A 24,336-nucleotide genomic window follows, 5' to 3' on the forward strand; every position below is an offset into this window, starting at 1 on the left:
GCGATCATCATCGCGCCGCGACACTGACTCGCCATCCTGATCGCCGCGCTCTTCCGACCCAGATCGTCGCGCTATACGCATTCACAAATGCCGCCGCTTTTATCAGAAAAAGAAACATCGCGACGATTTTCGACACGTGAATGCTTGATGTCGCGCGCGGTGCAAAACTGTCCCCTCGACGTCACGAGGAATTGCCATCGCATGTTTAGTCTAGCGCATGAAAACTCGCGCGCTTGTGGCACTGCACGGGGACCTTGCACAAGCTCTCGGACTGGCGCTGATCGCGGCCACCCATGCACTCGATCATGCCATTCTAGAGTCTCCTGCTACACATAGTGGTCGGCACCAGTAACGCCAAGCGGGTCCGCAAAAGAGGGGTCCCTAGATAGCCACACCGTGTCTGATGTACGACGATGTGTAAAGATACGGACAGAGTGCTTCGGGTGACCACGCTGTAATTTAAACAGTTTCTTCTTTGGCACGACTGATGCTTTTGGGTTAGCCGCCGACGCGCCGGCCGATGGTATCCCCTGGAGCAAGCGCGATCTGTCGATTGATAGCCAAAAGCATGGAGCATCCTCTAGATGACTTCGATGATGACCTCATTCCTCATCCAGACCGAAATGCAATGTAGCTTGCAAAAAGCCGTCCCGATCCCGCAGCTGACGAACGATATTGATAATGATGCCGCATCCAATCGGCCGCACGATCGGTCTTTCCTTTCGAAAATTCGACAGCGACTGCTGTCAATGCTGCCGACGTCCTCACCTCGAACGGTCGTTTGCGTTCTAGCACTGGTGCTGATGCGCGCCTTCTTAATAGATGGCGCCTCAGCCGAGACTCTTGCGAAGTCCATGCCCCTCACCAGCTTTACGCTTGGCAACGGCCTGCAGGTGGTCGTAATCCCTGACCATCGGACACCGGTGGTGACGCAGATGATCTGGTACAAAGTGGGCTCCGCAGATGAGGAGCCGGGCAAATCCGGGCTCGCCCATTTTCTCGAACACCTGATGTTTAAGGGCACGGAGAAGCACCCGCTCGGCGAATTCTCCCAAAACGTGTTTCGGGTCGGCGGCAACGATAACGCCTCGACCTCGGTCGACGGCACCAACTACTACCAGCGCGTGCCGAAGGAGCAGTTGCCGACCATGATGGAGTTCGAGGCCGATCGCATGACCGGCCTGATCCTCAAGAATGAGGACGTGCTGCCGGAACGCGACGTCGTGCTCGAAGAGTACAACATGCGGGTCGCCAACAGCCCCGGAGCGCGGTTGAACGAACAGATCGAGAGAGCGCTCTATCTCAATCACCCCTATGGACGGCCGATCATCGGTTGGCGGCAAGAGATCGAGAAGCTCGATCGCGAGGACGCGCTGGCCTTCTACCGCCGCTTCTACGCGCCGAACAACGCGATCCTGGTGATCGCCGGCGACGTGGAAGCCGCCGACATCCGTCCGCTGGTCGAGCGCAATTTCGGCGCCATTCCGGCCCAGCCCGCGATACCGGCGCGCCGCGTGCGCCCGCAGGAGCCCGAGCCCGCCGCCCCGCGCACCGTCACGCTGGCCGACCCGCTCGTGGAGCAGCCGAGCCTGCGCCGCTACTATCTGGCACCTTCCGCAACGACGGCCGCAGCCGGCGAGAGCGCAGCCCTCGACGTGCTGGCGCAGCTGATGGGCAGCGGCAGCAATTCCTATCTCTACCGCGCCCTCGTGGTCGACAAGCCGCTCGCGGTCTCCGCCAGCGCCAGCTATTCGAGCATCTCGCTCGACCCGACCCAGTTCTCGATCTCGGCCGCGCCGAAGCCCGGCGTCAGCTTTGCCGAGGTCGAGCAGGTGATCGACGGCGTCATCGCAGACATCGCGCAGAACCCGATCCGCGCCGAGGACCTGGAGCGGGTGAAGACCCAGCTCATTGCGGAAGCGATCTACGCCCAGGACGATCAGGCCGTGCTGGCGAGCTGGTATGGCGGCGCCCTGACCACAGGCCTGTCGATCGAGGACATCAGGAGTTGGCCGGACCGCATCCGCGCGGTCACCGCCGAACAGGTGCGCGCCGTCGCGCAGAAATGGCTCGAGAAGAAACGTTCGGTGACGGGCTATCTGATCAAGGACACCAGTGCCGCCAAGCGCGAGGAGAAGCGTTCGTGACCTATCCCTTCCTTCGACGCGTTGCATTCTCGCTTGCCACCGGCGCGGCGCTCGCGCTGGCTACGGTCTCGCCGTCACAGGCGGCCGCAAAAATCCAGCACCTCACTTCGCCGGGCGGCATCGAAGCCTGGTTCGTACAGGATGCGACGGTGCCGCTGATCGCCATGGAATATTCCTTTGCCGGCGGCTCGGCGCAGGACCCCAGGGACAAGTCCGGCGTCGCCAATCTGGTCGGTGACCTCCTCGACGAAGGCTCCGGCGATCTCGACTCCAAGACTTTCCATGAGCGGCTCGACCGCCGCGCCATCGAGCTCTCCTTCAGCGCCACCCGCGATACGTTCCGCGGCAGCCTGCGGATGCTGCGCGACAACAAGGACGAGGCCTTCGACCTGCTCAGGAGCGCGCTGACCTCGCCGCATTTCGACACCGCCGACGTCGAGCGCATCCGCTCACAGGTGATCTCGGGCCTGCGCCGCGAGACCACCAATCCGTCGTCGCTGGCGAGCCGCAAATTCCTGGAGGTCGCGTTCGGCGACCATCCCTATGGCCGGCAGACCAATGGCACGCTGGACAGCGTGCCGACCCTCACGGTCGCCGATCTGAAGGATTATGTCGGCCGCGTGCTCGCCAAGGATGGGCTGAAGATCGCGGTGGTCGGCGACGTCGATCCCGAGACCCTCGGCAAGCTGCTCGACCACACTTTTGGCAGCCTGCCCGCAAAAGCCAAACTCACGCCGGTTCCCGACATCGAGGCGGCCAAGCCGCCACAGCGCGCCTTCGTTCCACTGGACGTGCCGCAGACCGTCATCACCTTCGGTGGCCCCGGCGTGAAGCGCAGCGATCCCAACTTCATGGCGGCCGATGTCGTCAACCACATCCTCGGCGGCGGCGGACTGTCGTCGCGGCTCTATCGCGAGGTGCGCGAGAAGCGTGGCCTCGCCTATTCGGTGTTCGAATCGCTGCTCTGGATGGAGCATTCGGCGGTCGTTATCGGCAATACCGGCACCCGCGCCGACCGTGCCGGCGACACCATCGACGCCATCGAGAAGGAGGTACGCCGCATCGCCGAGGAGGGCCCGACGCAGAAGGAGCTCGACGAGGCCAAGTCCTACCTCAAGGGCTCGCAGATGCTGGCGCTCGACACCTCCTCCAAGCTCGCCCAGGCGCTGCTGCAGTACCAGCAGGACAAGCTGCCGATCGACTATATCGAGAAGCGCAATGCCCTCGTCGATGCGGTGACGCTGGATGATGCCAAGGTCGCCGCCGAGCGGCTCTGGGGCCAGGGCCTGCTGACGGTCGTCGTCGGCCGCGCCCCGCAGGCCGCCGCGCAACCGGCGGCCACGTCGCCCAAGTCGAATTAGCAATTCGAACTAGCAGTCGAACTGACCGCTTCTTGCTTCCTGAAATGGCCGGGCCCGCCCCGGCCATTTGCATTTCCCATGACCGCCATTTGCCGAACGTGGACGTCCGCGATATGTCCGGACATCACGAACGGTGCCATCATGCTGCGGATATCCCGCGAACTCGTCATCGACGAGGACGACTCGAGATCGGCTTTGTCCGCGCCTCCGGCCCGGGCGGGCAGAACGTCAACAAGGTCTCGACCTCGGCCCAGCTGCGCTTCGACACGCGCAAGCTAACCTTGCCCGAGGATGCCGCGATCCGGCTCGCCCGCATCGCCGGCCAGCGCATGACCAAGGGCGGCGTCATCGTGATCCACGCCCAGCGCTTCCGCACCCAGGAGCGCAACCGCCAAGACGCCGTCGGCTGCCTCGTGGAAATCCTCAAAAAGGCCGTGGCGCGGCCGAGGCCGCGCCACGCGAAGCGGTCGACCTTCGCCTCCAAGCAGCGCCGTCTCGAAGGCAAGAGGCGCCGTAGTGACATCAAGGCAAAGCGCGGTCGCGGCTTCGTGGTTGCGCCAGCGTGTCTGCAGCAAACTGGGCTGTCGATTGCCGATCACGCCGCGGGGCCGACCCGACCTCGATATCGGTAAGATCCCGCCACTTGGTAGGTACCCATCGCACCGTGCTCTGTGGTCAAAAAACCCGATCCACGTGCAGATAGCGTCAGCTGGTAGTGATCGCGATCACCATGCTGGCGCCGCGAGTGGTGCGAAGAGCTCCGCAATAGGTCGCTCAGATCCAGGCCCACTCATCACCGCACTGGCGCTCTGCAATGCTGTCGCGCACAGCGAGTTTTCGAGTCACTCGTTGCGACTCTATGTACGGATCGGACGGTTGTGCCTCCAATTGATCACAGCTGTGAAGCCAACCCGCGTGTTTGTTTGTTTCGTACAAAGTTAGTGCGCCGTTCACGAGCTCGATCAGGCATTGTTTGGCGAGAGCGGAATCATCCGTATCGCGACGCTAGTCAGCTGGTCAATCGATCGGTGGCGTTCGAGGTGGCCCCGCAAGTCAAGGATGAATTGGGGGCGAAAGCAGTTGGTAGTCGTCGGAAAACGTCGAGCCGACTTCTTTTGAGTTGAGGCAACTTGGAGGTCTAATACATGATTAACGTGAGGAGCGTTCTTTTCGGCTCAACCGCCGGATTGATCGGCATGGGGACGGCTTAGGCGGCCGACCTACCAGTAAAGGCAAAAGCCGTCGAGTTTGTGAAGATTTGCTCCCTGTACGGCGCCGGGTTCTACTACATCCCGGGCACTGATACCTGCATCAAGTTGGGTGGTTACCTGCGTGCAGAAACGTCTCTCAGTGCGAGCGTATTTAACGGTAACTACAGTGGTGTTCAGGGTGCTCAGAACCGCCTGACGAACTACTACTTCACTAAGGCGCGCGAAGACTTCAACATCGATACGCGCACCGCGACCGAGTACGGCGTGGTCCGCACGTTCTTTGACGCGACGTTCAGTTGGACAACCGACGCATACTCGGGAAGTGGTACTACTGCCGGTGCTACGGTGTACTCACAGCTTGGCAGCACGGGCGTTGGTGCGCCGAGCAACGCCAATGCGGGCGCGGTTGCTGGCGGCACGCTTGGCGTGTACTACGCCTTCATCCAATTCGCTGGGTTCACCATAGGTAAGGCCGTCTCGCAGTTCGACGCGCCTTGGACTAATTACCCTGGCAACAACTTCGACGGTCTGGTCGGCGGCGGCGGCACAGTGACTGGAGTAAACCAGCTTACCTACACCGCAGACTTCGGCGAGGGCATCACCGCATCGATCTCGGCTGTTGATCCGACCGCTTACTACCAGAGTAACCTATATAATGTCGGTGCCGGCCTTACGTCAGTGGCAGGCTTCGGTTCTGGCAACTTTGGCGCCAATGACTTTGGCGGAACGAGGGCTCCTGATATACAGGGCATGTTCCGCGTCGATCAGGCTTGGGGCCTTTTTCAGGCGTCGGTCGCAGCGCATAACAATCATGCTGCGTACTACGGCGCGACAGAGCCGACCGGTCATCCGGGCGACAAATGGGGTTGGGCTGCTCAGCTGGCATTGTCGATCAAGAATCTTCCGACCGGCCCCGGTGACACCATCAACATGCAAGCGGTCTACACCGATGGTGCTACCCGCTACAACTTCCAGAGCTTGGCTCCGCAAAACTTTGCTATGTTTGGCGGTACCAGCGTTCCGGGTGCCTACCAGAGCATTGGGCTTGCAGCCGCTGCTGACGGTGTGTTTGGGCCCGGAGCTGGCATTTCCACGGTCCAGACTTGGGGCTTCCGGGGCGCTTATACCCACAACTGGAATCCGTACTGGAACAGTGCGATCTACGGCGCGTACGCTCAGCTGAAGTACGGTAGCGGTGGTTCGGCTCTCGTTTGCGCTGCGATCCTGGGCTTGGGCGCACCGACTGCTGGTATCACCACGTGCAATCCGGATTTCAATGTCGCACAGCTCGGTCTTATAACCCGCTGGACGCCGGTGAAGAACCTTACGTTCTCGGCAGACGTGGTCTGGACTCACCTCGACCAAAAGTTTGACGGGACAATTACGACGACGGCGGCTGTTCCACTTGTGGCAAAGCCCGCAGCTACATACGAGCTGAAGGACCAAAACACGGTTAGTCTGCTGCTCCGTGCTCAGCGCAATTGGTGAGATTGTTCGGTGAACGGAAGGAGAGAAAAGTAGTTCTACGGTAAACCTCCAAAGAAAGGCCTCCGGTATGCCCATCGGAGGCCTTTTTGGCGCCAATGGTCGCGCCGCACACGATGTTCGCTGGGGGGCGGTGATTGCGCGCTATTCGCCCGATGACCTGCCCCTGAAGCTTCGGTCCAGCGGCGCTTAGCTGCGGCCTGCACACTGGAGCATTTTTGGCTAGAGGATCACCACCGCACGACGACCACAGGCGCGCCTTCCCTGCAGCCGCACTGGCTGCACTATAGCCATACGGCTTACAAATCGCGGCTTCGTTCAATCCCGGCCTCTATGAGGTCGCCACCCGCGGCACAGCGCGCCGCTGGTCTTTGCCCCGCGAACCTCACAGAACACTCAAGATTCCGTCGAGTCGCCCGTTGTGCTTCCGTCGTCGCATCGGAGTTGGCGATGCGACCGAAGAAGCACAGTACGACGTGATCGGGGGATCTGTTCCGGGCCAGGCTGGACCAGATCATCAATATGAAGCACGAGCTGGTTCAGCTCGCCGGCAAGGTCGATTGGGACTGGATCGACTGCGAGATCGCGCCGCGCTGCTCTACAGCGAGAATGGTCACCCCGGGATCGCGACCTGCTTCATGATCCGGCCGTTGCTGCTCAAGCACATTTACTGGCTGTCATGAGGGGCTGTGCAAGCGCTGGGTCGGCGACCCGTATTTCCGTGTGCCTCATAGCTGGTGCGTATCTGCCGCCGCAATTGTGTTGAAGACGGGAGTTGCCCTCCCGGAGCCGGCCTGCAGGGGCGGACTTCAAACCACCCCACGCTGCTGCGTTTAAGAGACGTAGTGGTGAGCGTTGGGGAAAAAGGCGGCGGACTACGCCATCAGGTGAGCGATGAGAAGATGAGCGCAAGCGAACCGCCGATGAGGCATCGAAATGGGTCCAGACGCTGTCATAACGGGGTGTATAGGCGGCATGACCTCATCACAGGCTTCAATGGGGAACGAGGGAATTTGGCTCGGGGTGTTAAGTGAAATCCGCAAGTGGCGCTCACCACGAGGGAGAATACCAATACTCCGAGACAGGGGCGGTGCAGCTTGTAGTAGCGTTGAAGTGGCTGCAATAGCCATGGAGCGAAGGGGATGCGTTACCCTGTCCGACATCGGACGCCAAGGCTTTGTCAGGAGGAGCGTTATCACGCCGGACAAACCGTTGCCCATCATCAAGCGTATGGTCTGGGAGGCCTACCAGCTGGTGGCATTGAATGGAAAGGCGGCGGGCGTCGATGGTCAGAGCTTGGAGAATTTGCGCGGGATCTTGGAAACAACCTCTACAATCCCCGGAATCGCTTTGTGTCGGGAAGCTACTTCGCGCCAGCGGTAAGGCGCATGTAGATTCCCAAGGCAACGGCGGCATCCGTCCTCTGACATTCTGGTCGTCGCGGACCGCGTCGCGCAGATGTTGGTCAAGCAGTATCTGGAACCCAGTGCTGATTCCGATGAAGTCGCGCGGCGATTCTGAGACGACGTCACCCACCTTTCCGATTTGATCTCGCCCGGGGGCGAGGCGTTCTGGCTGCCCGCGTTCTCTGGATCTGTGCTGGATAGTGAAAAGATGGAGCGGTCGAGCCTGTGGCTGCGAGGCGCTGTCCAAAAGGGGCCTAGCACAGTGAAGAACCTCATGAATATGAGGCCCGCAAGAACAGAGCTCTGATCATCGATGAGCGCGTTTCAAAAAGCGCTTCGAAATCAGGGTTGGTGTTCACCTTGCTTCAGCAGGCGGCGATCGGGTTTGTACGCGCGGCAAAGCTTGCGCGCGCTTGTCGCGTACCTTCGGCATGCTCGCGCGGTCGACTAATGGCAACGATTTAGGCACGCCGCTGCGCCCTGATCCCCGGCACCCCGCTATCCGGCGAGTACGAGAGTGCCTCTCTCAACTCTCGCATTTGGTAGCCCTCACCACACCAGGTAGGTATCGATCTACTATTGGTGCTGTACTGTAGACGAGCAGATCGTACCGATCAAATGCGCTGATCAGGACGGACGAGGTGTTGCAATGGAAACCATAGCTGATCCGCTGGATTGCAAAGCACGCGTACTGAAGTTCATCGAAGAAACGCGCGAAGTTAGCGAGAGCGAACTGCAGATCAACAACATCACGCCTTATCATGTCACAAAGTTCTATCGCGAGCAGATTGCCAAAGGCAGGTACTACGATCAGCTGAAGCGCATTGTAGAGCCCTCACTGGACGAGTTCGAGAGCCCAGGCACCTTGGATACGAGCGGCGAACACGACAACACGGTCGTTCCGGGACTGCAGCACAAGTACCCGCAGACCGGCCTGTTGCTGGTGACGGAACGCTGCGGTTCATATTGCCGTTATTGTTTTCGCAAGCGTATCGTGGGCAAGGCTTCCGATGAAATCGCACCGGACTTCGATCAGGTCGCGCAGTATATTACTCGCCATCCTGAGATGACCAACGTGCTACTATCGGGAGGCGACCCGTTCGTGCTTAGTACGGCCAAGCTGAACAGGATCCTTGACCACCTGCTGCCTATCAATCATTTGAGTTCGATCAGATTTGGCACAAAAATGCTGGCCTATCAACCAAGGCGGTTTGAAGATTCCGCTCTGCCGACACTGTTCGAGCGGATTCACAAGGCAGGCAAAACTCCGATAATCGTCACCCATTTCGATCACGTGGGTGAAATCTCGTCCGATGCGGAGCACAAAGTTCGCTCGTTGCGAGCGCAAGGCGTGCAGTTCCTCAACCAGGCCGTACTTCTCGCGAAGGTCAACGATGACCCTAAAATCCTCGCAGAAACGTTCGCCAAATGCCACGATACCGGAGTGCGCCCTTACTACCTCTTTCAAGCGAGGCCGGTGAAGGGCGCATCCCATTTTCAGGTTGCGCTCCGACGGGGAATAGAGATTGCGCGCGGCGTCAACCAGCGCCTTAGTGGTATCGAGAAGACGTTCAAATACATCATGTCTCATTACACGGGAAAGATCGAAATACTGGATTTGGCAGACGATGGCCGCGTGTACATGCGATACCACCAAAATAAAGTTCCCGAGAAGATCGGACAGATCTTTTCCCGGCCTCACGTCGAGGCTGCCTGCTGGTTGGACGATCTGCCAGAACAATGAGATCTAACGGTGCTCAATGCTGATTACGACTCGAGCGAGTGCAGCGCGCCGGCGACGCCCATCCGAGCCGGCCAAGCCCGGCTGAAACTGCGTCGCGCAGTGCAGGGCACGCCACCTCACTACTGCAAGAGTCTCGACATGTGGCCTTGGTTGGCGTCTGGCCGAGCTGGAGAAATTTGCTCCCAATACCGGCCCTTCCCGAGACAACATGATATCGGCCTTTGATCGTTAGGGCACGGCTCAAATTGACCGGTGCCACGCTGGGGATGCGTTCCAGTGAGAGTACGGCGTCGGGACGAGCCCTGCTCAGTAGGCCGCATTCCTAGCTTTGCAAGTGCATTTCTTGTTCGGCTTGATGCCGATTTCAGGCCTGCATCATACAGTTCATTTTGGAGTTCGGTTCCGAGACGCCATCCGTCTGTTTCGCTCTTCTTGCGACCACATCCGCGCAGCTGTGAGTCACAACAGCGAACCATAGCCATCCGAATTTACGATTTGGGGTACTCTTTTGGGCAATCATCTGGTTTATCCATCTGATCTCCGGCAGAAGGCTACGAGCGCGCTTCCAGGCTCTTGATCATAAAAACGCGGAATGCTCCGGGCGGGTCGCAAGGCGTTCGGCCGGAGGCCTTCCATCCGTTCCGCGTGTAGAAATCCGGAAAATTGACGGCGTAAAGGAAGGCCGATCGACAGCCGCGCTGTCGGCCCTCTTCTTCAAATGCCTTCAAGATCGCGTTTCCCAAACCCCTTTCGCGCAATTGCCATGGCAGAAAGAACGAGTCCAGGAACAGCAGTCCTGCCGATGAAAGTCCTATCGCACCGCCGAGAGCGCGCTTGGTTTGGGAATCCTGTAATACCACGGCCATGGGCCGGCTGTTGCCCACGGCGGTGATGACACCACCGAAGTCCTCATTACGCCGCTCGGATCGCCTGTACCATGGAAGAGGCAATTACATCCGTTACGACGATGTCCGGCATGAGTTCTCCTTACGTACAGAGTGTTATAGCAGCGTAGCCTCTGACGAGGCTGCGATTCGAGAAAACGCAAGCCGATCGAACTGACGGGCGCGAACCTATGCAGGAGCTGCTTGGCAGTGCTCTCGTTCTACACTCTCTTGTTGATCCTCGGCCAGTCGCCTTGCCCGCATGCTTGCTGCGACAGCATCCCTTGAGCGGAGCGAATATCCGCGCTGCGTCGCGTTCCCGTGTCTTAAAGGCCTCTCGAGGTGGACGTCAGGTTCAGCGAAGTCGAATAGCGGTCCATGTTTCAGATTTGCTCAAGAGTGCTGGCCAGCAGAGTAACTATTGCGAATGCTTCTTCGTCACCCGACTGTCTTCTCATGAGGCTACGGCGCCTGAGCGCGACTATATGGCGGGTTGCGCTTCGAAAACTATCAAGGTCGATAGTTGATTTCATGGCTGTTGCCCCGCAAAGCACGTCGGGGCAGCGAGGGCTGCGCCGGGCCGCCTTGGCCTTGAGCACTACCCTGCTCTTGGTTTTCGGAAGGCCTAGAGCGGTTCACAGATTTATTGAATCGGAAGGGATTCCGGAACTGGGGCGAATATGATTCAAGATGCTGGCTGGGCTGGAGGCCAGCATCCGATGGTCCGACCCATTTCCAACGATCTGCGTAAGCGTGCGGTGGCGGCTGTAGCGAAGGGTGAGAGCTGCCGCGCGGTGGCAGTGCGGTTTGGGGTTGCGGTGTCGTCAGTGGTGAAGTGGTCGCAACGTTATCGAGCGACCGGCTCGGTGGCGCCCGGCAAGATGGGTGGCCATCGCAAGCCTATCCTCGAGCCGCATCGCGCCTTCATCAAGGAAATCAGCCAGACGCCGCATTTGACGCTTCACGCCCTCAAGGACGAACTCGCCGCGCGCGGGGTTAAGGTCTCCCACAATGCCGTTTGGCTGTTTCTACGCCGCGAAGGGCTGCGGTTCAAAAAAACGCTGCTCGCTCTCGAGCAAGCCCGCTCCGACATCGCGCGTAGACGCCAGCGTTGCCGTTCATGGCAGGCCAAGCTCGATCCTCGGCGCCTGGTCTTTATCGACGAGACCTGGATCAAGACCAACATGGCCCCACTGCGCGGATGGGGGCCAAAAAGGCGAGCGGGTGCGGAGTTTCGCGCCGCACGGTCATTGGCAGACGTTGACGTTCCTTGGCGCCTTGCGCTGCGACCGCCTCACTGCACCTTGCCTATTCGACGGTCCAATCAACGGAGAATGCTTCCGCGCCTATGTTCAGCAGGTTCTCGTCCCGCAGCTTCAGCCGGGCGATATCGATCAAAGCCGCCGGCGCCAGGCTCTGGTACCTGCCGCCATACTCCCCCGACCTCAATCCAATCGAACAGACCTTCGCCAAGATCAAGCACTGCATGCACTCCGCCCAGAAGCGCACCCTTGACGACATTTGTCGCCATATCGGCGGACTCGTCACAACCATCCAGCCCGACGAATGCAGCAACTACTTCGAAAACGCCGGATACTCTTCTATTAAACCGTGAAACGCTCTAGGCGCGGCCATAGCGGTTGGCGCGGATGTGCCGGTTGAGGAGCTCGCGCAACTCGGTGGCGAGGCGAGGAACGGCCGAGACGCAGGCTCGACAGATCTGGCCGATGGTGGCCCATACAGCGGCACATCGCTGCGCATCTGCAACTATCTTCATTTGAAAGCAGGGAAGGTGCCGAGGGCCCCGTGCAGACGCGCCCACTTTACTGTCCTCGGCCACCACCCCGGCTCGCGTGCCCCTTTTTAAACCCTGGCCTTCGCTACCGCGAGCAGAGACCGGGCATGGTGTGGTCCAAGGATGAGCCTCTCCCGCTTGCCCAGCCGTTTGGTAGAACGTAGGCTTCTCTCCCTACGGCCCGGATCGGCCCATAGATCCAGGGCCGTTTGAGATACCCGTAGTCTGATCTAATCTCTTGACGCTCGCGCGTGCCGGCCGCGAGATCCCGCTGCAATTCATCAATGCGTTCTCAAAGATCGATAAGCAGAGAGCCAGGTCATTCCCTGTCTTTACGTCCTCGCACAGGTTGCCGATCTTCCACTCTTTAGCTGTTGATCGGATGCTTGCGCTGCGCCTTCTTGGGGGGCGCCGTTACGCAGCTGTTGCCAGAAGCCCGATCGAAACCTTCTCCTTGGTCAAACCTGGACCAGGTGTCTAACCGCCATTCGTACGCGCCAGCTGTCGATCATTCAGTGCGACGCGGAGCGCCGAGGCGAACCCGGCGGATTCGCCCTGGAGCCTGGTCTCCAGCGCTGCCCGCTCCTTATCAGGAGCTGGTTCGGCTCACGACATCCCAGGGGGCGCCCCTAGGGACCGCGGTCTCGTGAGCTCGCGACGTTTTCCAGATGATGGTGTCGGCCTCGATGCTGCGCAAAGACTTAAAAAATCGCTGAATTCCTGCGCCGTTCGGCCGTTAGTTTCGCAATTTCTCGTCGTTGTTCCAATTAAAAGAGCTCCGTCGAGCAGCGAACTGCAGGTAGGGCTTCGATCCGCCGAAAATGCGCAATGTCTTGCAAGCAGCCATCTGCGAACATTTCCGGGTCTGGCTCGGCGGGATGGGCAAGGCCGGTACCAGGAAGGCGGTATTGGACGAATAGGTGGCATTTGTTGTAAGGGCCCCGCAGCCGCTCGCCATTGCGTTAGTGCATCCTAAATGAAGAGCGCCGTGCGCCCGCAATCTCACAACCTGTCATGACGGGCGTGCTTCTGAGTCTTGAGCAGATTGGAGTGCTGCGAAAGACGATGAAATCGCGGTGAATACGTACTTTGATACTATTATGAGCTCGCACGGAGGGGGGTACCGGGAATGCTGAGGGAAGCTATGAATAGCGATGCGTTGCCAAGGACCGCGTTTCCAGTGGACAAATATTTCCAGCCAATTGTCCATTGGCCGATTGCCCCATTCATTGCCGAAGCGGAAGCGATTGAGCGGCGCGCTAGAATAGAGGTACATCCCTTTTTCGAGTACGCAAAGAATCACCCAGATGCTCTAGCGCTTTGGGCGAGCCAGGAGGCTGTCGTCACCAACCCGTTTTCGCAGATCCTGCTCCGAGTGATTGCCAGGATTGCGAATGTTCACGTTCGCTCACTCCTGATGCCGGTCGTCGATGGCGAGCACAGCTCAGTCCGTGGCGGGATTGCAGATCGTTCTCACCCCTGGCTCATTTGGAAGTTGTGCAGGTCCATTGGGCTATCAGATCAACCGGTCAAAGTAACCGAGGCGGTAGCATCTTTCATCGAGGCTTTGCAGCAAACTGAGGCTGACCCAATGCGAGCGCTTGGAGCTCTTGGTGTCGGAAATGAGCAAATGCTTCTCGCCGAATACCGAGCCGTGGAGGCTTGTTTCGATGCCGCATTGCCATCAGCAGACTACAAAAGCTTCCTTCACGCGAACATTGGAGAAGATGAGGCGCATACCCGCCTCATCGCTGAAGCGGCGACCGCGCTTGAAAAGCTAGGTTATGACGCACGTCAGTACCTGGCCGGCGCGTCGGACGGCGTCAGCGCGCGGGTGCGCTACTATGACGAGCTGCTGCGCGAGGCGCAGCTGGGCGTTTAACAAAAAAGGAAGTGACCATGTCAGACAAGATCTTGGTAACTGGCACGAGCGTCCGCAAGGAATTGCTAAAGCCGCTGGTTGAAGCGGGGTTTGTGGTCGAGAATCCGACTCATCTGTTATCTGAGGATGAACTCGCGGCGGCCCTGGCCGACAAGGCGGGATACCTCTTGGGCGGAGACGAGTTTGCAACAGCAAAGGCACTTCAAGGCGCAAAGAAACTCAAGATAATCGCCTTTCTTGGAATGGGGTATCAATCATTTATCGATGCCGATGCGGCTGACAGGTGTGGGATCACAGTCACCAACACGCCCGGTACTCTCAGCAATGCCGTTGCCGAATTCACAATCGGCCTGCTTTTGAACTCGACCCGCCGCATCCATCAATACGCGCTGGCATACTCTGAGGGAAATTCCGGGAAGGAAGACAAACAAAGAGACTTGGCGAATCTGCATGTCGGAATCGTGGGCCTCGGCGGCATTGGCACCCGTATTGCTGAAATTCTGAGGTGGGGCATTAATTGTCCCGTCTCTTACTTCTCAAGAACGCGGAAGCCAGCCGAGGAGGCGCGCCTCGGGTTGACTTACCGGCCGCTTGACGAGCTTTCGGAGAGTGTCGACGTCCTGATTGTCATGACACCAGGCAATACCGAAACGCGCGGTTTGATCGGGCGAGGACAGTTTGACAGGTTCAGACCCGGGCTCATTCTGATCAACAGCGCGCGCGCCGAGATCGTTGACCCAACAGCTTTGTTGGACGCCCTTTCGTCAGGAAAGCTCGGCTATGCAGCCTTCGATGGGTTCTACGAGCAGGCCGAGATCGCCGCTGCTGCCAAGTTGCTCATACCGGCGCGGCTGATGATAACCGGCCATATTGCCTCGCTTACAAGCGATGCGCGGGATGCGATGGCCAACCGGGCGGTCGCATCGATCATCAACATGATCAAGTTTGGCAAGGACGCCTATAGGGTCAGGTGACCGAAAATGCGCAGCCCTGAACTGCGGCGCAGCACGACTGACCAGATCGTGTTCGCGTTACTTTGGGTAGCTGTTCTGCTGCTGCTCTTCTTCTGTTTGATGCTCGTTACGCTCAATTACTGGGGCATTCGGCTCGGCGCAATTGATTATCAAAAATTCGGCTCCTGGGGCCAGGTTGTATCCGGTAGCGCGACGTTTCTTGGCGTGATGACCGCGTTGGCGTCGCTTATCTGGCAGTTTGGGAAAAATCGGAAGGAACAAGAACAGAAATCGATTGATGAACAGACGGCGGTCTATTTCTGGCTTACGTCGCAGCTCGTGAAAGAGGATGTCACAGATCTGGTGCGGGGTCGGCAATGGGATCTCGAAATACAGAACCTGACAAAGGCGCCGATCTATCTTTGGCGGATCGAGGCTGAGGGCCGGCCCTTGGTGGATACGCAAAGGCCGATCTTGCCCAACCAGAACACATTCAATGTGCCGCTGCTGGACGATCGGGAGCCGAGCGAGATCCCGGAACCGGTCCTGTATTTTGTGTCTCGGGAAGGCGGTTATTGGAGACGCTCCGCGACCGGGAGTCTGGCGGCGCTGGACCAATTTCCGCGTATGCGAGATTCGTAGAGGATATTGCGAGGAACAGATGGATGCCCCAAGGGAGCGAACTCCTGAAGAGAAAGTGATCAGAGTAGCGCCGTCATCGTCTTCCGTTCGAAGATCACTCGCCGACGGCGAGGCAAAGTATTTGGCTGCAGCGACCGCCAAGCTGGATAGCCTGGAGTACGGAGACCCTGCCGAATTCATCTTCGATCGGTCTGGTCGAGCTGCTGCCCGGCGTAGCAATCTCCGCGAGCTATGGGTGCCGCCGACGTTCCGAACTGCCGATGAACGAAATGTCGAGCGGGATATAAATGCTCTTTGGACAACCACAGAGCAATGTGCGGTCGTGATTGGCCATCCGGGATATGGCAAATCGACCCTTGCTCGGTTCCTGACCACCAGATTTGCTCAAGAATTTCTTGCAGGCAAGCTGGACCGCTTCGCGTTCTACGTGCCACTCGCGTCTTTGAAGCTGAAGGACAGGACCAATCAGCGGGCGATCGTAGAATGTGCACTGCGAGCTGTTGGTCTCGTGCTGGACGAAGGGGCGCTCCTCGAATTGGGAAAATCCCTCAAGACCGCCACGTTGGTCTTCGACGGCCTGGACGAGCTTCCAATGACGCACGGAACCGGCGACCAAATCCCAACACGGATTGAGGCTGCCTCCTTGATACGAAGCGTCAACATCCCGAACAACGAAAGCTTCCGTACAGGTGCCCTCAGCACAATTGTGACCAGCCGCGTGACCGACTGGCACGAGGACGATCGAACCAAGATAAGGCCAGCGGCCCTGTTTGAAATCTCTAATTTCTCGCCAGAACAGGCAAGGGAAGCAGTGGTTCGCTGGCACGACGTTGCGATTCGACTTCGCGCAGAAGAAGGGCTTGGCACAGCAGATCTGGAGAAGCGCAAGCTCGATGTAGCCAATGCAATTTCGACGAACTCCGAGCTCGGTGCTGTTTGCTTGACGCCGTTGATGCTTAACATCCTGCAAACGATCTATTCGGACGAGAGCCGGGATACCCCGTCGTCTGTGAGTCAATTGTGCCTTAGAGCCGTTGACCGACTCTTCATGAAAAAGCACCTGTTCGGGGATCAGAAGCTTCTCGTTACCGATCATGGCAGCTGGATTCTGGACGCGCTTGCGGAAGCCGCCTTCACGGCGCAAGAACGGCTCGTACAGGGCGGGACAAAGATACTGACTGACGAAGATCTTCGGCGGGTCTCAAAGAACACGTGCCGGCTCTCGGAAGCGACGCCCTTCGAAACCCGGGAAAACCTCATCACGAGTATTGCGGCTCATATCCGGCGCGGACATGGCATCTTGCAGCCGATGCGGCGAAATGAATACGAGTTCGCCCACAACGTGTTTCGCGAGGTGCTGGCCGGTTATGCGTTGGCGAAGCGACCGGTCACCCAGCGACGTGGTTACGCATTACTCGAGAAGTGGCATGCGCCGATACGGTATTGGGCCGGACTGCGGGCGGCAAGCGAAGAAGGAAAGAACGAAATAAACGCTTTCGTTGGTGAATTGAGAGGGGGGCCTGGAAGCCGCACGATCGAAGCTGCTCTGGCTAGAGCCGAAATGCTCAGCGAAGTGGTATCCGTCACGCATGGCCAGAACTTGATGCGGGACCTCAAACAGAGAATCCTGGCGACCCAATCCGAGCTGCTCAAGTGGCTGAGCAGGCGTTCGCTGCCATTCTCGAAGAGGATGCGGATCGGCGATCTTCTGGGCACGTTAGGCGACCCGAGACTCGAGGCCGAGTTCAGTTCGAGGCTATTCTGGCTAGAGACCGGACCCAGGCAGATTGGGCGATCAACCAATCATATCACCAGAATAACGAAATATTCGAGCGTTCCTGCCTCACCACCGATCAAGGGAATGCTAAGCCGTTTTGCGTTATCGGCGTTCTTGGTGACTAACTCCGAATACAAGAAGTTCCTGGATGATGGAGGCTACAAGCAGCGGGAGCACTGGCAGACTGCCGAAGGATGGGCGTGGGCAAGCGGTGATGATGACGTCCGCAATGCCGTCCTGAACCGGGCTCGGGACGTCGCACCGACGCACCTCACAAGTGAAGTGCTTGGGCAGCGCCTGATTGCTGAAGACTTCCCGGATCAATGCGAGCGAATGATAAAGCGATCTTCCCCGATGTACTGGTCCGCGCCTTCACACAACAGGCCCAATCAACCTGTGGTCGGGGTGAATTGGTGGGAGGCGCTGGCCTATGCGAGCTGGATCGACGCCCGGCTTCGCAAGGAGGGAAAACTGGACAAAGGTCAACAGGTCCGTCTGCCGACAGAAGCCGAGTGGGAGAGCGTGGCCCGGCAACTGAGTGGAGACAATCCCTATCCCTGGACGGAGGGGGCTCCTTACGAGAACGCTCATTTGCGGGCGGCAGAAAACAGCGAGGAGGCGAGAGCCCTTCGGCCCTGCGCTGTAGGGCTCTTTCCGTTTAATTCGAGTGGTCTTCATGATATCGTCGGCAATGTCTGGGAATGGACGCTTTCAAAAGCAAAGCCATACTCTGAGGAGGCATTCCGACAAGAAGCAGACGTCTGTGGCCTGGATGATCGGGTTGCGCGCGGATCCTCGTGGCTATCGTCCGAGATCGAAGCGGCGGAAATAACATTCAGAAGCTTTGATCCTCCATATAATGCATATGAAGATCTTGGAATAAGACTTTGCGTCGCTGAGCGAGGGCAGTGACATGCACCTTGTCAACGCCAAGATGACAGATGCATGGCGAATACTTGGAAAGCTGAATTACGTCGACGCAATATTTAATCACATTTCAACCGCATGGGTCGACGGTCGAGGACGCACCTTTGTTTCCATGAATCCCGATGGTGTTCTTGCCGTTGAAATGAGGCCATCGGACTGGATCACGGTTCCTCTCGATGAAATTGACAAGCTGAATCCAGAAAAGCTGGGTGTGAATGCCGACGGATATAAGCTTCATCGGCTGATTCATAAGGTGCGGGCGCGACCAGGTAGCGCGTTACACACACATTCCGAAAATGCGTTAGCTGTCGGCACAACCTCCGCAGGGCTTCTTCCAGTCTCGCAGACAGCCGTCGAACTCATTCCTGAAACGATCTGTGTCGAGTATCAGGGACTGTTCCGTGAGGCAGAGATTGACCCTGCGCTCATGGGACTGTTTGAGACGGGAGGAGTCGGCCTGCTGCGCAACCATGGGCTCCTCGTCGTGGCCCCAAACATCGAGGAAGCGGTCTATTTGCAGCATTATATGGAAGTTGCATGTAGAGTGCAGATTCTGGCTCTATCGCTGGGAGGATCTCCATTGACGCCTCCGGATCATGTTGTGACGCAGACAGCAACGGAGTTGCGCAAAGATCGTGCCGCGGCCGCAGAAAAATTGTTCAAGGCGTTTCAGCGTGTGCTCTTAAATACGAGGGGTTCCCGATGACAAAGTCGATCTGCGTCGTGGGAGCTGGTGTCGTAGGTCTTACCACTGCAATCGTACTAGCCAGCCGGTATGAAGTGCAGATCATCGCTGACAAGTTCGGAGCCGATACTGATTCGGTCAAAGCCACGGCTGTGTGGCACGTGTATCTCGTCCCGGAAACCGCGGAAGTACTTGAGTGGTCTTCGGTGACGCTGCAACGATTGATTGATATATCCCGTCTTTATCCAGAATCCGGCGTCGAAATCATTCGTGGCGTTGAGCTCTTTAGAGCCCAGCGGAGGCATGTGCCCGCTTGGTCGCATATTCCACCCGAGTTCGCATTTTTAACAGATGACGAGCTGCGGAGGTTTAATGAGCCGGAAGGCGCGCTCCATGGCTCCATGAGCTCACTTTCGAATGCCCCTGTGAAATGGGGGTACCGATTGAAGGCGCCGGCGGCGAAAATGTCGTCTTATCTGAACTGGCTGGTCGAGCAGGCCGAGAAGAGGAACGTGCAGTTCAGGCGACAGCACGTCGAGCGCTTGGCTGATCTCAGCTGTCAACACGATATTGTCGTAAATTGCACCGGATTGGGAGCCGCCAGCCTCGTCAACGACGAAGCTTTTGAACCCTACAAAGGGCAATACTTTGTGGTTGCATCCAATGACGGATCGCCAACCGAATATATTGGAGACGACGACCATCCAGACGGCATGGCCTACGTGATACCCAGGGGGGGAGAGGTCATGATTGGCGGTAGTGCGGAGGCTGGCCTGAATGACCTCGTCGAAAGTATCAAGTGGTCAGACGTAGTAGCCCGCGCCGGCCGCTACGTTCCTTGGGTTCGGGATAGTGCAAGCGGACGGCCCCGACAACTCGTGGTCGGGGTGCGACCAGTACGGCCGTCTGGCATCAGGCTTGAACGAGAGGTGTTAGGGACGGGTACATGCATCGTCCATAATTACGGACATGGTGGGTCCGGATTTAGTCTCTCTTGGGGATGCGCAAACGCCGTGTCGGCTCTTATCGGTTGATCAATCCTGTAGCTTGGACGGGAACAACTTCGGATGCGTGAAGCTCGACGGTTGCTCAGATCTTCACGCAATCAGGCGTTGTTTCGGGTCGCGATCCATCGGGGTGACGGCATCGGGATCATCGCTGCCATAGCTTGCCAATGTCGCGACTGCAGCTTTAGGGGCGCGGCGTTTGCGGATCCGCATCACGCCTCGCCCGAATAGTCGATCTCGATTGCGCCTTGCTGTGGGTTGCCGGAGCAGTGAGACGCGCCGAGCGCTGACCACTCTCTCTGGTCGGAGGCCCATTCGTCTCTAGGTGTATCCATCCGGTGAAGCTTTCAATTACCCACAAATTCTCCTCCGACCATCGCGCCCAGCGCGATGTCGGTGAGGCGTGACAGCCCGCGCCACATGACCGTATTGCCGGGCGGCGGATCGCTGGCGCGGGCGAGATTACCGCCGAGCTGGGCGATCTTGATCAGATAGTACGAGAGCGTTTTCCGTCTTGCTCTTGGTTTGTCGTTGACGAGGCGATCGAGCACGCCGATTTCAGTCGCAGTCAACGCGAGGGTTGGTGGCGCGTCTGGGGCGGAGTGGTTGAGCATCGTCATCCAGAAGACCCGCCAACTCAGGATACAAAAGAGCGAGATCAGGTTGGTCAGACGCTGGGCGGTCCTAAGATTCGACTCCTCAGCTTTGCAGCCCGATTGAGGATCTTGTGGAACACCTCGATCTTCCATCTCAAACTATACCATCCATCTTGTCGATGGCGTCGGTGAGGGAACCAACAGGCAGGTCGGTGATCAGTTTCCAATCGATCTTTTTTCTGTCTTTCGGCCTCCCGCGCCCTTCGGCATGGATCACTGTCAGGGTCAGAGAGCGGGATAGCGCTTCTACTTTCCGATCGGCGGCAGAACGCGAATCTTGCGATAAGATCGGAACTCATTTTGATCAGGACCTGCGTCGACCGCTTGGCTGGAGACGGGGATCACACCATCGCCGACGAAATGGACGAGGTCGCCGTCAAAGGGCTCCATCGCATCGAAGTCAGAGACAGCAACGGCGATCCCGGCCAGGCCGTTCTTGAGATCAGGTAAACGGTGTGCGATCTGAGGCGACCTGCCTTATCCCGTCCACTGTTTATGCTCTTGGTGATGCCGATCGCTTCTGACTTCTCGCGTTGATAGCTGAACTCGGTGGTATCGTGCAGCACAAGAACGAGATCTTCAGTGGCGGCGGCACGATCACGTGTCGATCGGAAATGTCCGGCCAGAATGTCCGCTTCGCTGACCCGGTCGTTAGAGAAGAAGCGGTAGGCTGCCTTGGTATTCGCCCAATCCTGGCAGACGAGCGGAATGCTTTGTCCCATGGCGCTTCCAATCTGCGTGAGCAGTTTGCGGAATCTGTCGCCGAGCCGCGCGTCCCTAAACTCGCATCCACTACTCTCTCGATCAATCCAACATTCCCTGTCCAAAGACCGCAAACAGCCTTTTGTCGATCGATCCCTTAATGTCAGCCCCATAGAGCACCCCCTCGCGAATCAGGTGCTCAGCAAGGAATCACAAATGATTCTTTCGATTCAAGATTTCGCCGATCAGCGGATCAGCTCGAGTGGTCAAAGTTATGGGTAATTGAAAGCCGGTGAAGGCCGCCTTGCCGAATGAGGCGGTTGTTGAGAACTGTCCTTATGGACAGTGATAGGCGCAGTGCCCAAGTCGAACGGCTCGAAGTAGTGGATACAGGCCGGCGGCGGCGCTGGTCCGAGGATGAGAAGCTCAAGATCGTCCTGGAGAGCTTACAGGCGCCGCGCCAGGTCGCGGCAACAGCGCGGCGATATGGCGTTTCGCGCTCATTGCTGCTGCGATGGCGACGCTCGTTTCGGGCCGAGCCGAGGGATGCCACCCAACAACCTGACTTCGTGTCGGCGATGGTGGTCCCGGAATCGGGACCGATTCCTTGTCCCGTCGCGCCGGCCAGCAGCGGCGGGGCGATCGAGATCGAGTTTGCGACCGGAGCTCGGATGCGGATCACGGGTGTGGCCGACGCGGCGACGCTGAAGGCCGCCGTGGCGGCGCTGGCAGATGGACGGCCGCGGTGATCCCCATTGCCTCGGGCGTGCGGGTGGCCACACCGATATGCGCCGCGGCATGAACTCGCTGGCCTTGCTGGTGCAGGAGGCCTTTAGGCGCGACCCGCACGGCGGCGACCTCTATGTGTTCCGTGGCAAGAGCGGCAAGCTGATCAAGATCCTTTGGCATGATGGGCTGGGCATGTCGCTCTATGCCAAGCGGCTTGAGCCCGGCCGCTTTCTCTGGCCGTCGTCGGCTGATGGCGTGGTGACGGTCACCCCAGCCCAGCTTGGCTACCTGCTCGATCACCCATGTTGATGCCCCTCCTTGTTAGGTTGACAGATTCTTAGATCATTGACGTGGTTTCGAAACTCTCCGATAGCATCAAGAACGGATGGTGTATTCGGGAAGAGATGGCTGGCGATCAATCAGCAAAAGCTTAGTTCGGATCTGTACGTAGAGCCAGTTCACCGGAATCTCGAGCCTTTGGGCCAGTTCGGGCGGGCTGAGGAGTGAGCCGTCATGCTCCCATCGGCTGCGTTAGCTAGCTACCTTGATGGCCGCAGCACGACGGAGCCGCCCGACGGTGATGGGCAGCACTTTATCGGCGCAACGGGGAGAGCGGTGGCCTTCTTGGGTAAGGATTGCGGCGATCTCATCGTCTGGGACGCCGTCGCGGGCGAGCGCCAGCGAGCGCTCCCGCATCTCCGCGCCTCGTGTCAATCCGGTGACGGAGTTGACGCTCATCTTCACCTCGAGCTCCGTCACGGCGCCTCCGCGCCAGACGATCCTGGCCAGGGCCAGGTCGTGCTCACCACGGTCGAGCACGACCTTTTCAATGAGGCATCGCAACAAAGCCTTGCGATGCGCGTCCGAAACAGTCTCGTCACCCCATATCTGCGCGAGGCGGCCGGTGAGGTTGATGACCTTGTCGCTGAGCTCCTTGCTTATGGCTACTCGCGTGATGGCTGTGGACGGCGTCTGTCGGGCAAGCGCTTCTTCGGCGGCGCGCAAGTCGTTTAAGGCCGCTTCCCATCGACGCTCTAGTTCCGAGGCGACCAGCCAGATTATCTGGATCAGCTCGGTTGAACTGCCGTTCAGCAAGCGCCGTCGTGTACCGCTTGCGCTCGAGCTCACGTTCTGCGCTGGAGCGTAACGCATTGTTCATCTGCTGCTGGACCCGGCGGGAACGCGATAAAGCATCTAGTTCGACAGGCGCTAGTGCGGTCAGGAATGCGTTGCCAACGGCTGCATTCGAAAAGCTCGTCTGTCGGGCTTGCGCCTGATTGTCGCGCGCTTCCCATCCAGATTGTCGCGCTATAACGTCTCGACGGTGGCAGATTGGGGGGGAGGCTCCGCCGCAACCCTGATGCCGCTGGTCGACGCGATCCGTGAGGCAGTAATTGATTGCCTTGGGAACGCCGCGGGCCCGGCTTACCCAGCGTCACTCAGCTGAGAAACTTCGATGTTGCCCAGCGGTGCCAAGAGCGACGAGGGTGTCAGCAGTTGTTGCAGAACGCGGAGAGCAGCGCGGATGCGACTGGCGCCATATCCGATGCTGCTCCTGCTCGCCGCTATGCTTGCGAAACTAGCGGGGGGCTCGCGATCGGGATTGAACCCTGAAAGCGCTGTTCCTGGCAGATGCCGCAAGCCTCTGTGGTCAGCCAAAGCTGGCCACCTTTGCTCCCGTGAGGGTCAAGCCCCACGGCGCCATCAAGTGGTATTGTTTGAGAGGTACCGCAGGGCACCTAGCTGGACTGGTGCGCAAGCCTTCGAAGACGACGCTGTCCCTAGCGTGCCAAGGACGAAAAAGCTAACGGCGCTCAATTCCTAGAAAGCGCTGTTCCTGCCACGCCCCGCTGACTTTCGTGCCGGACTTGCCCGCTTCGGTATCAAGCCTGACACTTTGCCCCCTCTAGGGTGCTGCCAACTTGTAGGCCCAGAACGACCGCTAATCACCTACCTGAATTGGTCAGATCGTTTGGTAATTCTATGCTGGTCCGCAGCATTGTGAAAAAATTGGGGCCCGGCATGGCAAAGCTGCGTGAAAAAGGGCTGGCACGCTGCCGCTCACGAGAGTTAAGAATGTTGGCGGGGTAATACGGGAGGCGATGGAGGCGATCACTTGAAAGAGCATCCGCTAACTTCAACACGGTCGGTCTCCATCGGCACAAACTGACCGGGGTTCTGTCACCGGGAAACGCATGACACTCCTGACAGCAGTGGTCGTGTCTCAGCGACCGGAAGCAGCGTGGGCTCGGCTCGGCGCCGATCGGGTGGGGATAGATCGGGCGCTATCCCTGCGGCCCCCGCGCTGCAGATTGAGGTTAGCAGGAACGTGACTCGGCGCTG

17 protein-coding genes and 4 pseudogenes are annotated in these 24,336 nt (G+C 58.6%); 15 read left to right on the forward strand and 6 right to left on the reverse strand.

Going from position 1 to position 24,336, the window contains the following annotated elements; genetic code table 11:
• Positions 1-803: 803 nt before the first annotated feature.
• From IF809_RS26445 to IF809_RS26470, 6 genes and pseudogenes are all read left to right on the forward strand, one after another.
• Complete coding sequence (locus IF809_RS26445; protein WP_225895103.1) at positions 804-2,147, forward strand: M16 family metallopeptidase; 1,344 nt, start codon at positions 804-806, stop codon at positions 2,145-2,147.
• Positions 2,144-3,508 (forward strand): M16 family metallopeptidase, encoded by a 1,365-nt coding sequence (locus tag IF809_RS26450; protein WP_014497898.1) that lies wholly within the window; start codon positions 2,144-2,146, stop codon positions 3,506-3,508. Before IF809_RS26445 ends, IF809_RS26450 begins: the two co-directional genes overlap by 4 nt.
• Positions 3,509-3,649: 141 nt before the next feature.
• Positions 3,650-4,056, forward strand: a pseudogene (gene arfB / locus IF809_RS26455) (alternative ribosome rescue aminoacyl-tRNA hydrolase ArfB); the annotation flags it as partial.
• Positions 4,057-4,653: 597 nt separating this feature from the next.
• Positions 4,654-6,207: pseudogene (locus tag IF809_RS26460) on the forward strand (porin).
• Between the two features lie 486 nt (positions 6,208-6,693).
• Positions 6,694-6,927, forward strand: a pseudogene (locus tag IF809_RS26465) (IS5/IS1182 family transposase); the annotation flags it as partial.
• A 1,332-nt stretch (positions 6,928-8,259) separates the two neighbouring features.
• Positions 8,260-9,354, forward strand: coding sequence for a KamA family radical SAM protein (locus IF809_RS26470; protein WP_049803171.1), 1,095 nt, complete (start codon positions 8,260-8,262; stop codon positions 9,352-9,354).
• 551 nt (positions 9,355-9,905) lie between these two features.
• Here IF809_RS26470 and IF809_RS26475 read toward each other — a convergent pair.
• Positions 9,906-10,220, reverse strand: a complete 315-nt coding sequence (locus IF809_RS26475) for a GNAT family N-acetyltransferase (protein WP_080588789.1) — start codon at positions 10,218-10,220, stop codon at positions 9,906-9,908.
• 737 nt (positions 10,221-10,957) lie between these two features.
• On the opposite strand from IF809_RS26475, the pseudogene IF809_RS26480 reads away from it, so the two are divergent.
• A pseudogene (locus IF809_RS26480) lies at positions 10,958-11,853 on the forward strand (IS630 family transposase).
• A 6-nt stretch (positions 11,854-11,859) separates the two neighbouring features.
• Here the strand turns inward: IF809_RS26480 and IF809_RS26485 are convergent.
• Positions 11,860-12,015 carry a hypothetical protein gene (locus IF809_RS26485; protein WP_157158170.1) on the reverse strand — a complete coding sequence of 52 codons (156 nt, stop codon included), beginning with the start codon at positions 12,013-12,015 and terminating at the stop codon, positions 11,860-11,862.
• Between the two features lie 1,162 nt (positions 12,016-13,177).
• On the opposite strand from IF809_RS26485, the gene IF809_RS26490 reads away from it, so the two are divergent.
• From IF809_RS26490 to IF809_RS26515, 6 genes are read left to right on the forward strand one after another with little or no spacing between them, the layout of a single operon-like run.
• The gene (locus IF809_RS26490) at positions 13,178-13,915 is read left to right on the forward strand and encodes an iron-containing redox enzyme family protein (RefSeq protein WP_038937226.1); all 738 of its coding nucleotides are present in this window, start codon (positions 13,178-13,180) and stop codon (positions 13,913-13,915) included.
• Positions 13,916-13,932: 17 nt separating this feature from the next.
• On the forward strand, positions 13,933-14,889 hold the full coding sequence (locus IF809_RS26495; protein WP_038937228.1) for a 2-hydroxyacid dehydrogenase: 957 nt from the start codon (positions 13,933-13,935) through the stop codon (positions 14,887-14,889).
• Between the two features lie 6 nt (positions 14,890-14,895).
• Positions 14,896-15,510, forward strand: a complete 615-nt coding sequence (locus tag IF809_RS26500) for a hypothetical protein (protein ID WP_038937229.1) — start codon at positions 14,896-14,898, stop codon at positions 15,508-15,510.
• Positions 15,511-15,529: 19 nt separating this feature from the next.
• On the forward strand, positions 15,530-18,199 hold the full coding sequence (locus IF809_RS26505; protein WP_441258663.1) for an SUMF1/EgtB/PvdO family nonheme iron enzyme: 2,670 nt from the start codon (positions 15,530-15,532) through the stop codon (positions 18,197-18,199).
• A gap of 1 nt (position 18,200) precedes the next feature.
• Positions 18,201-18,920, forward strand: a complete 720-nt coding sequence (locus IF809_RS26510) for a class II aldolase/adducin family protein (RefSeq protein ID WP_375790957.1) — start codon at positions 18,201-18,203, stop codon at positions 18,918-18,920.
• Positions 18,917-19,933: an FAD-dependent oxidoreductase gene (locus IF809_RS26515; RefSeq protein WP_375790956.1), complete on the forward strand. Its 1,017-nt coding sequence runs from the start codon at positions 18,917-18,919 to the stop codon at positions 19,931-19,933. The genes IF809_RS26510 and IF809_RS26515 overlap by 4 nt, the downstream gene beginning before the upstream one ends.
• Before the next feature lie 63 nt (positions 19,934-19,996).
• Here IF809_RS26515 and IF809_RS26520 read toward each other — a convergent pair whose 3' ends face one another.
• From IF809_RS26520 to IF809_RS26530, 3 genes are all read right to left on the reverse strand, one after another.
• Entirely contained in the window at positions 19,997-20,119 is a 123-nt protein-coding gene (locus tag IF809_RS26520) for a hypothetical protein (RefSeq protein WP_259227855.1), read from the reverse strand.
• Positions 20,120-20,253: 134 nt separating this feature from the next.
• Positions 20,254-20,655, reverse strand: a complete 402-nt coding sequence (locus tag IF809_RS26525) for a hypothetical protein (RefSeq protein ID WP_462838993.1) — start codon at positions 20,653-20,655, stop codon at positions 20,254-20,256.
• Positions 20,656-20,903: 248 nt separating this feature from the next.
• A complete protein-coding gene (locus IF809_RS26530; RefSeq protein ID WP_441258665.1) occupies positions 20,904-21,437 on the reverse strand; it encodes an IS4/Tn5 family transposase DNA-binding protein in 534 nt (177 codons plus the stop codon).
• A gap of 165 nt (positions 21,438-21,602) precedes the next feature.
• Here IF809_RS26530 and tnpA point away from each other — a divergent pair, with 165 nt between their 5' ends.
• Both tnpA and tnpB read left to right on the forward strand, forming a co-directional pair.
• Positions 21,603-22,013 (forward strand): IS66-like element accessory protein TnpA, encoded by a 411-nt coding sequence (gene tnpA, locus IF809_RS26535; RefSeq protein WP_441258666.1) that lies wholly within the window; start codon positions 21,603-21,605, stop codon positions 22,011-22,013.
• Entirely contained in the window at positions 21,997-22,302 is a 306-nt protein-coding gene (gene tnpB, locus IF809_RS26540; protein ID WP_014497881.1) for an IS66 family insertion sequence element accessory protein TnpB, read from the forward strand. The genes tnpA and tnpB overlap by 17 nt, the downstream gene beginning before the upstream one ends.
• Positions 22,303-22,524: 222 nt before the next feature.
• Here tnpB and IF809_RS26545 read toward each other — a convergent pair whose 3' ends face one another.
• Positions 22,525-23,088, reverse strand: a complete 564-nt coding sequence (locus IF809_RS26545; protein WP_441258667.1) for a hypothetical protein — start codon at positions 23,086-23,088, stop codon at positions 22,525-22,527.
• Between the last annotated feature and the right edge of the window lie 1,248 nt (positions 23,089-24,336).

The sequence above is a fragment of the Bradyrhizobium sp. UFLA06-24 genome (assembly GCF_054967145.1).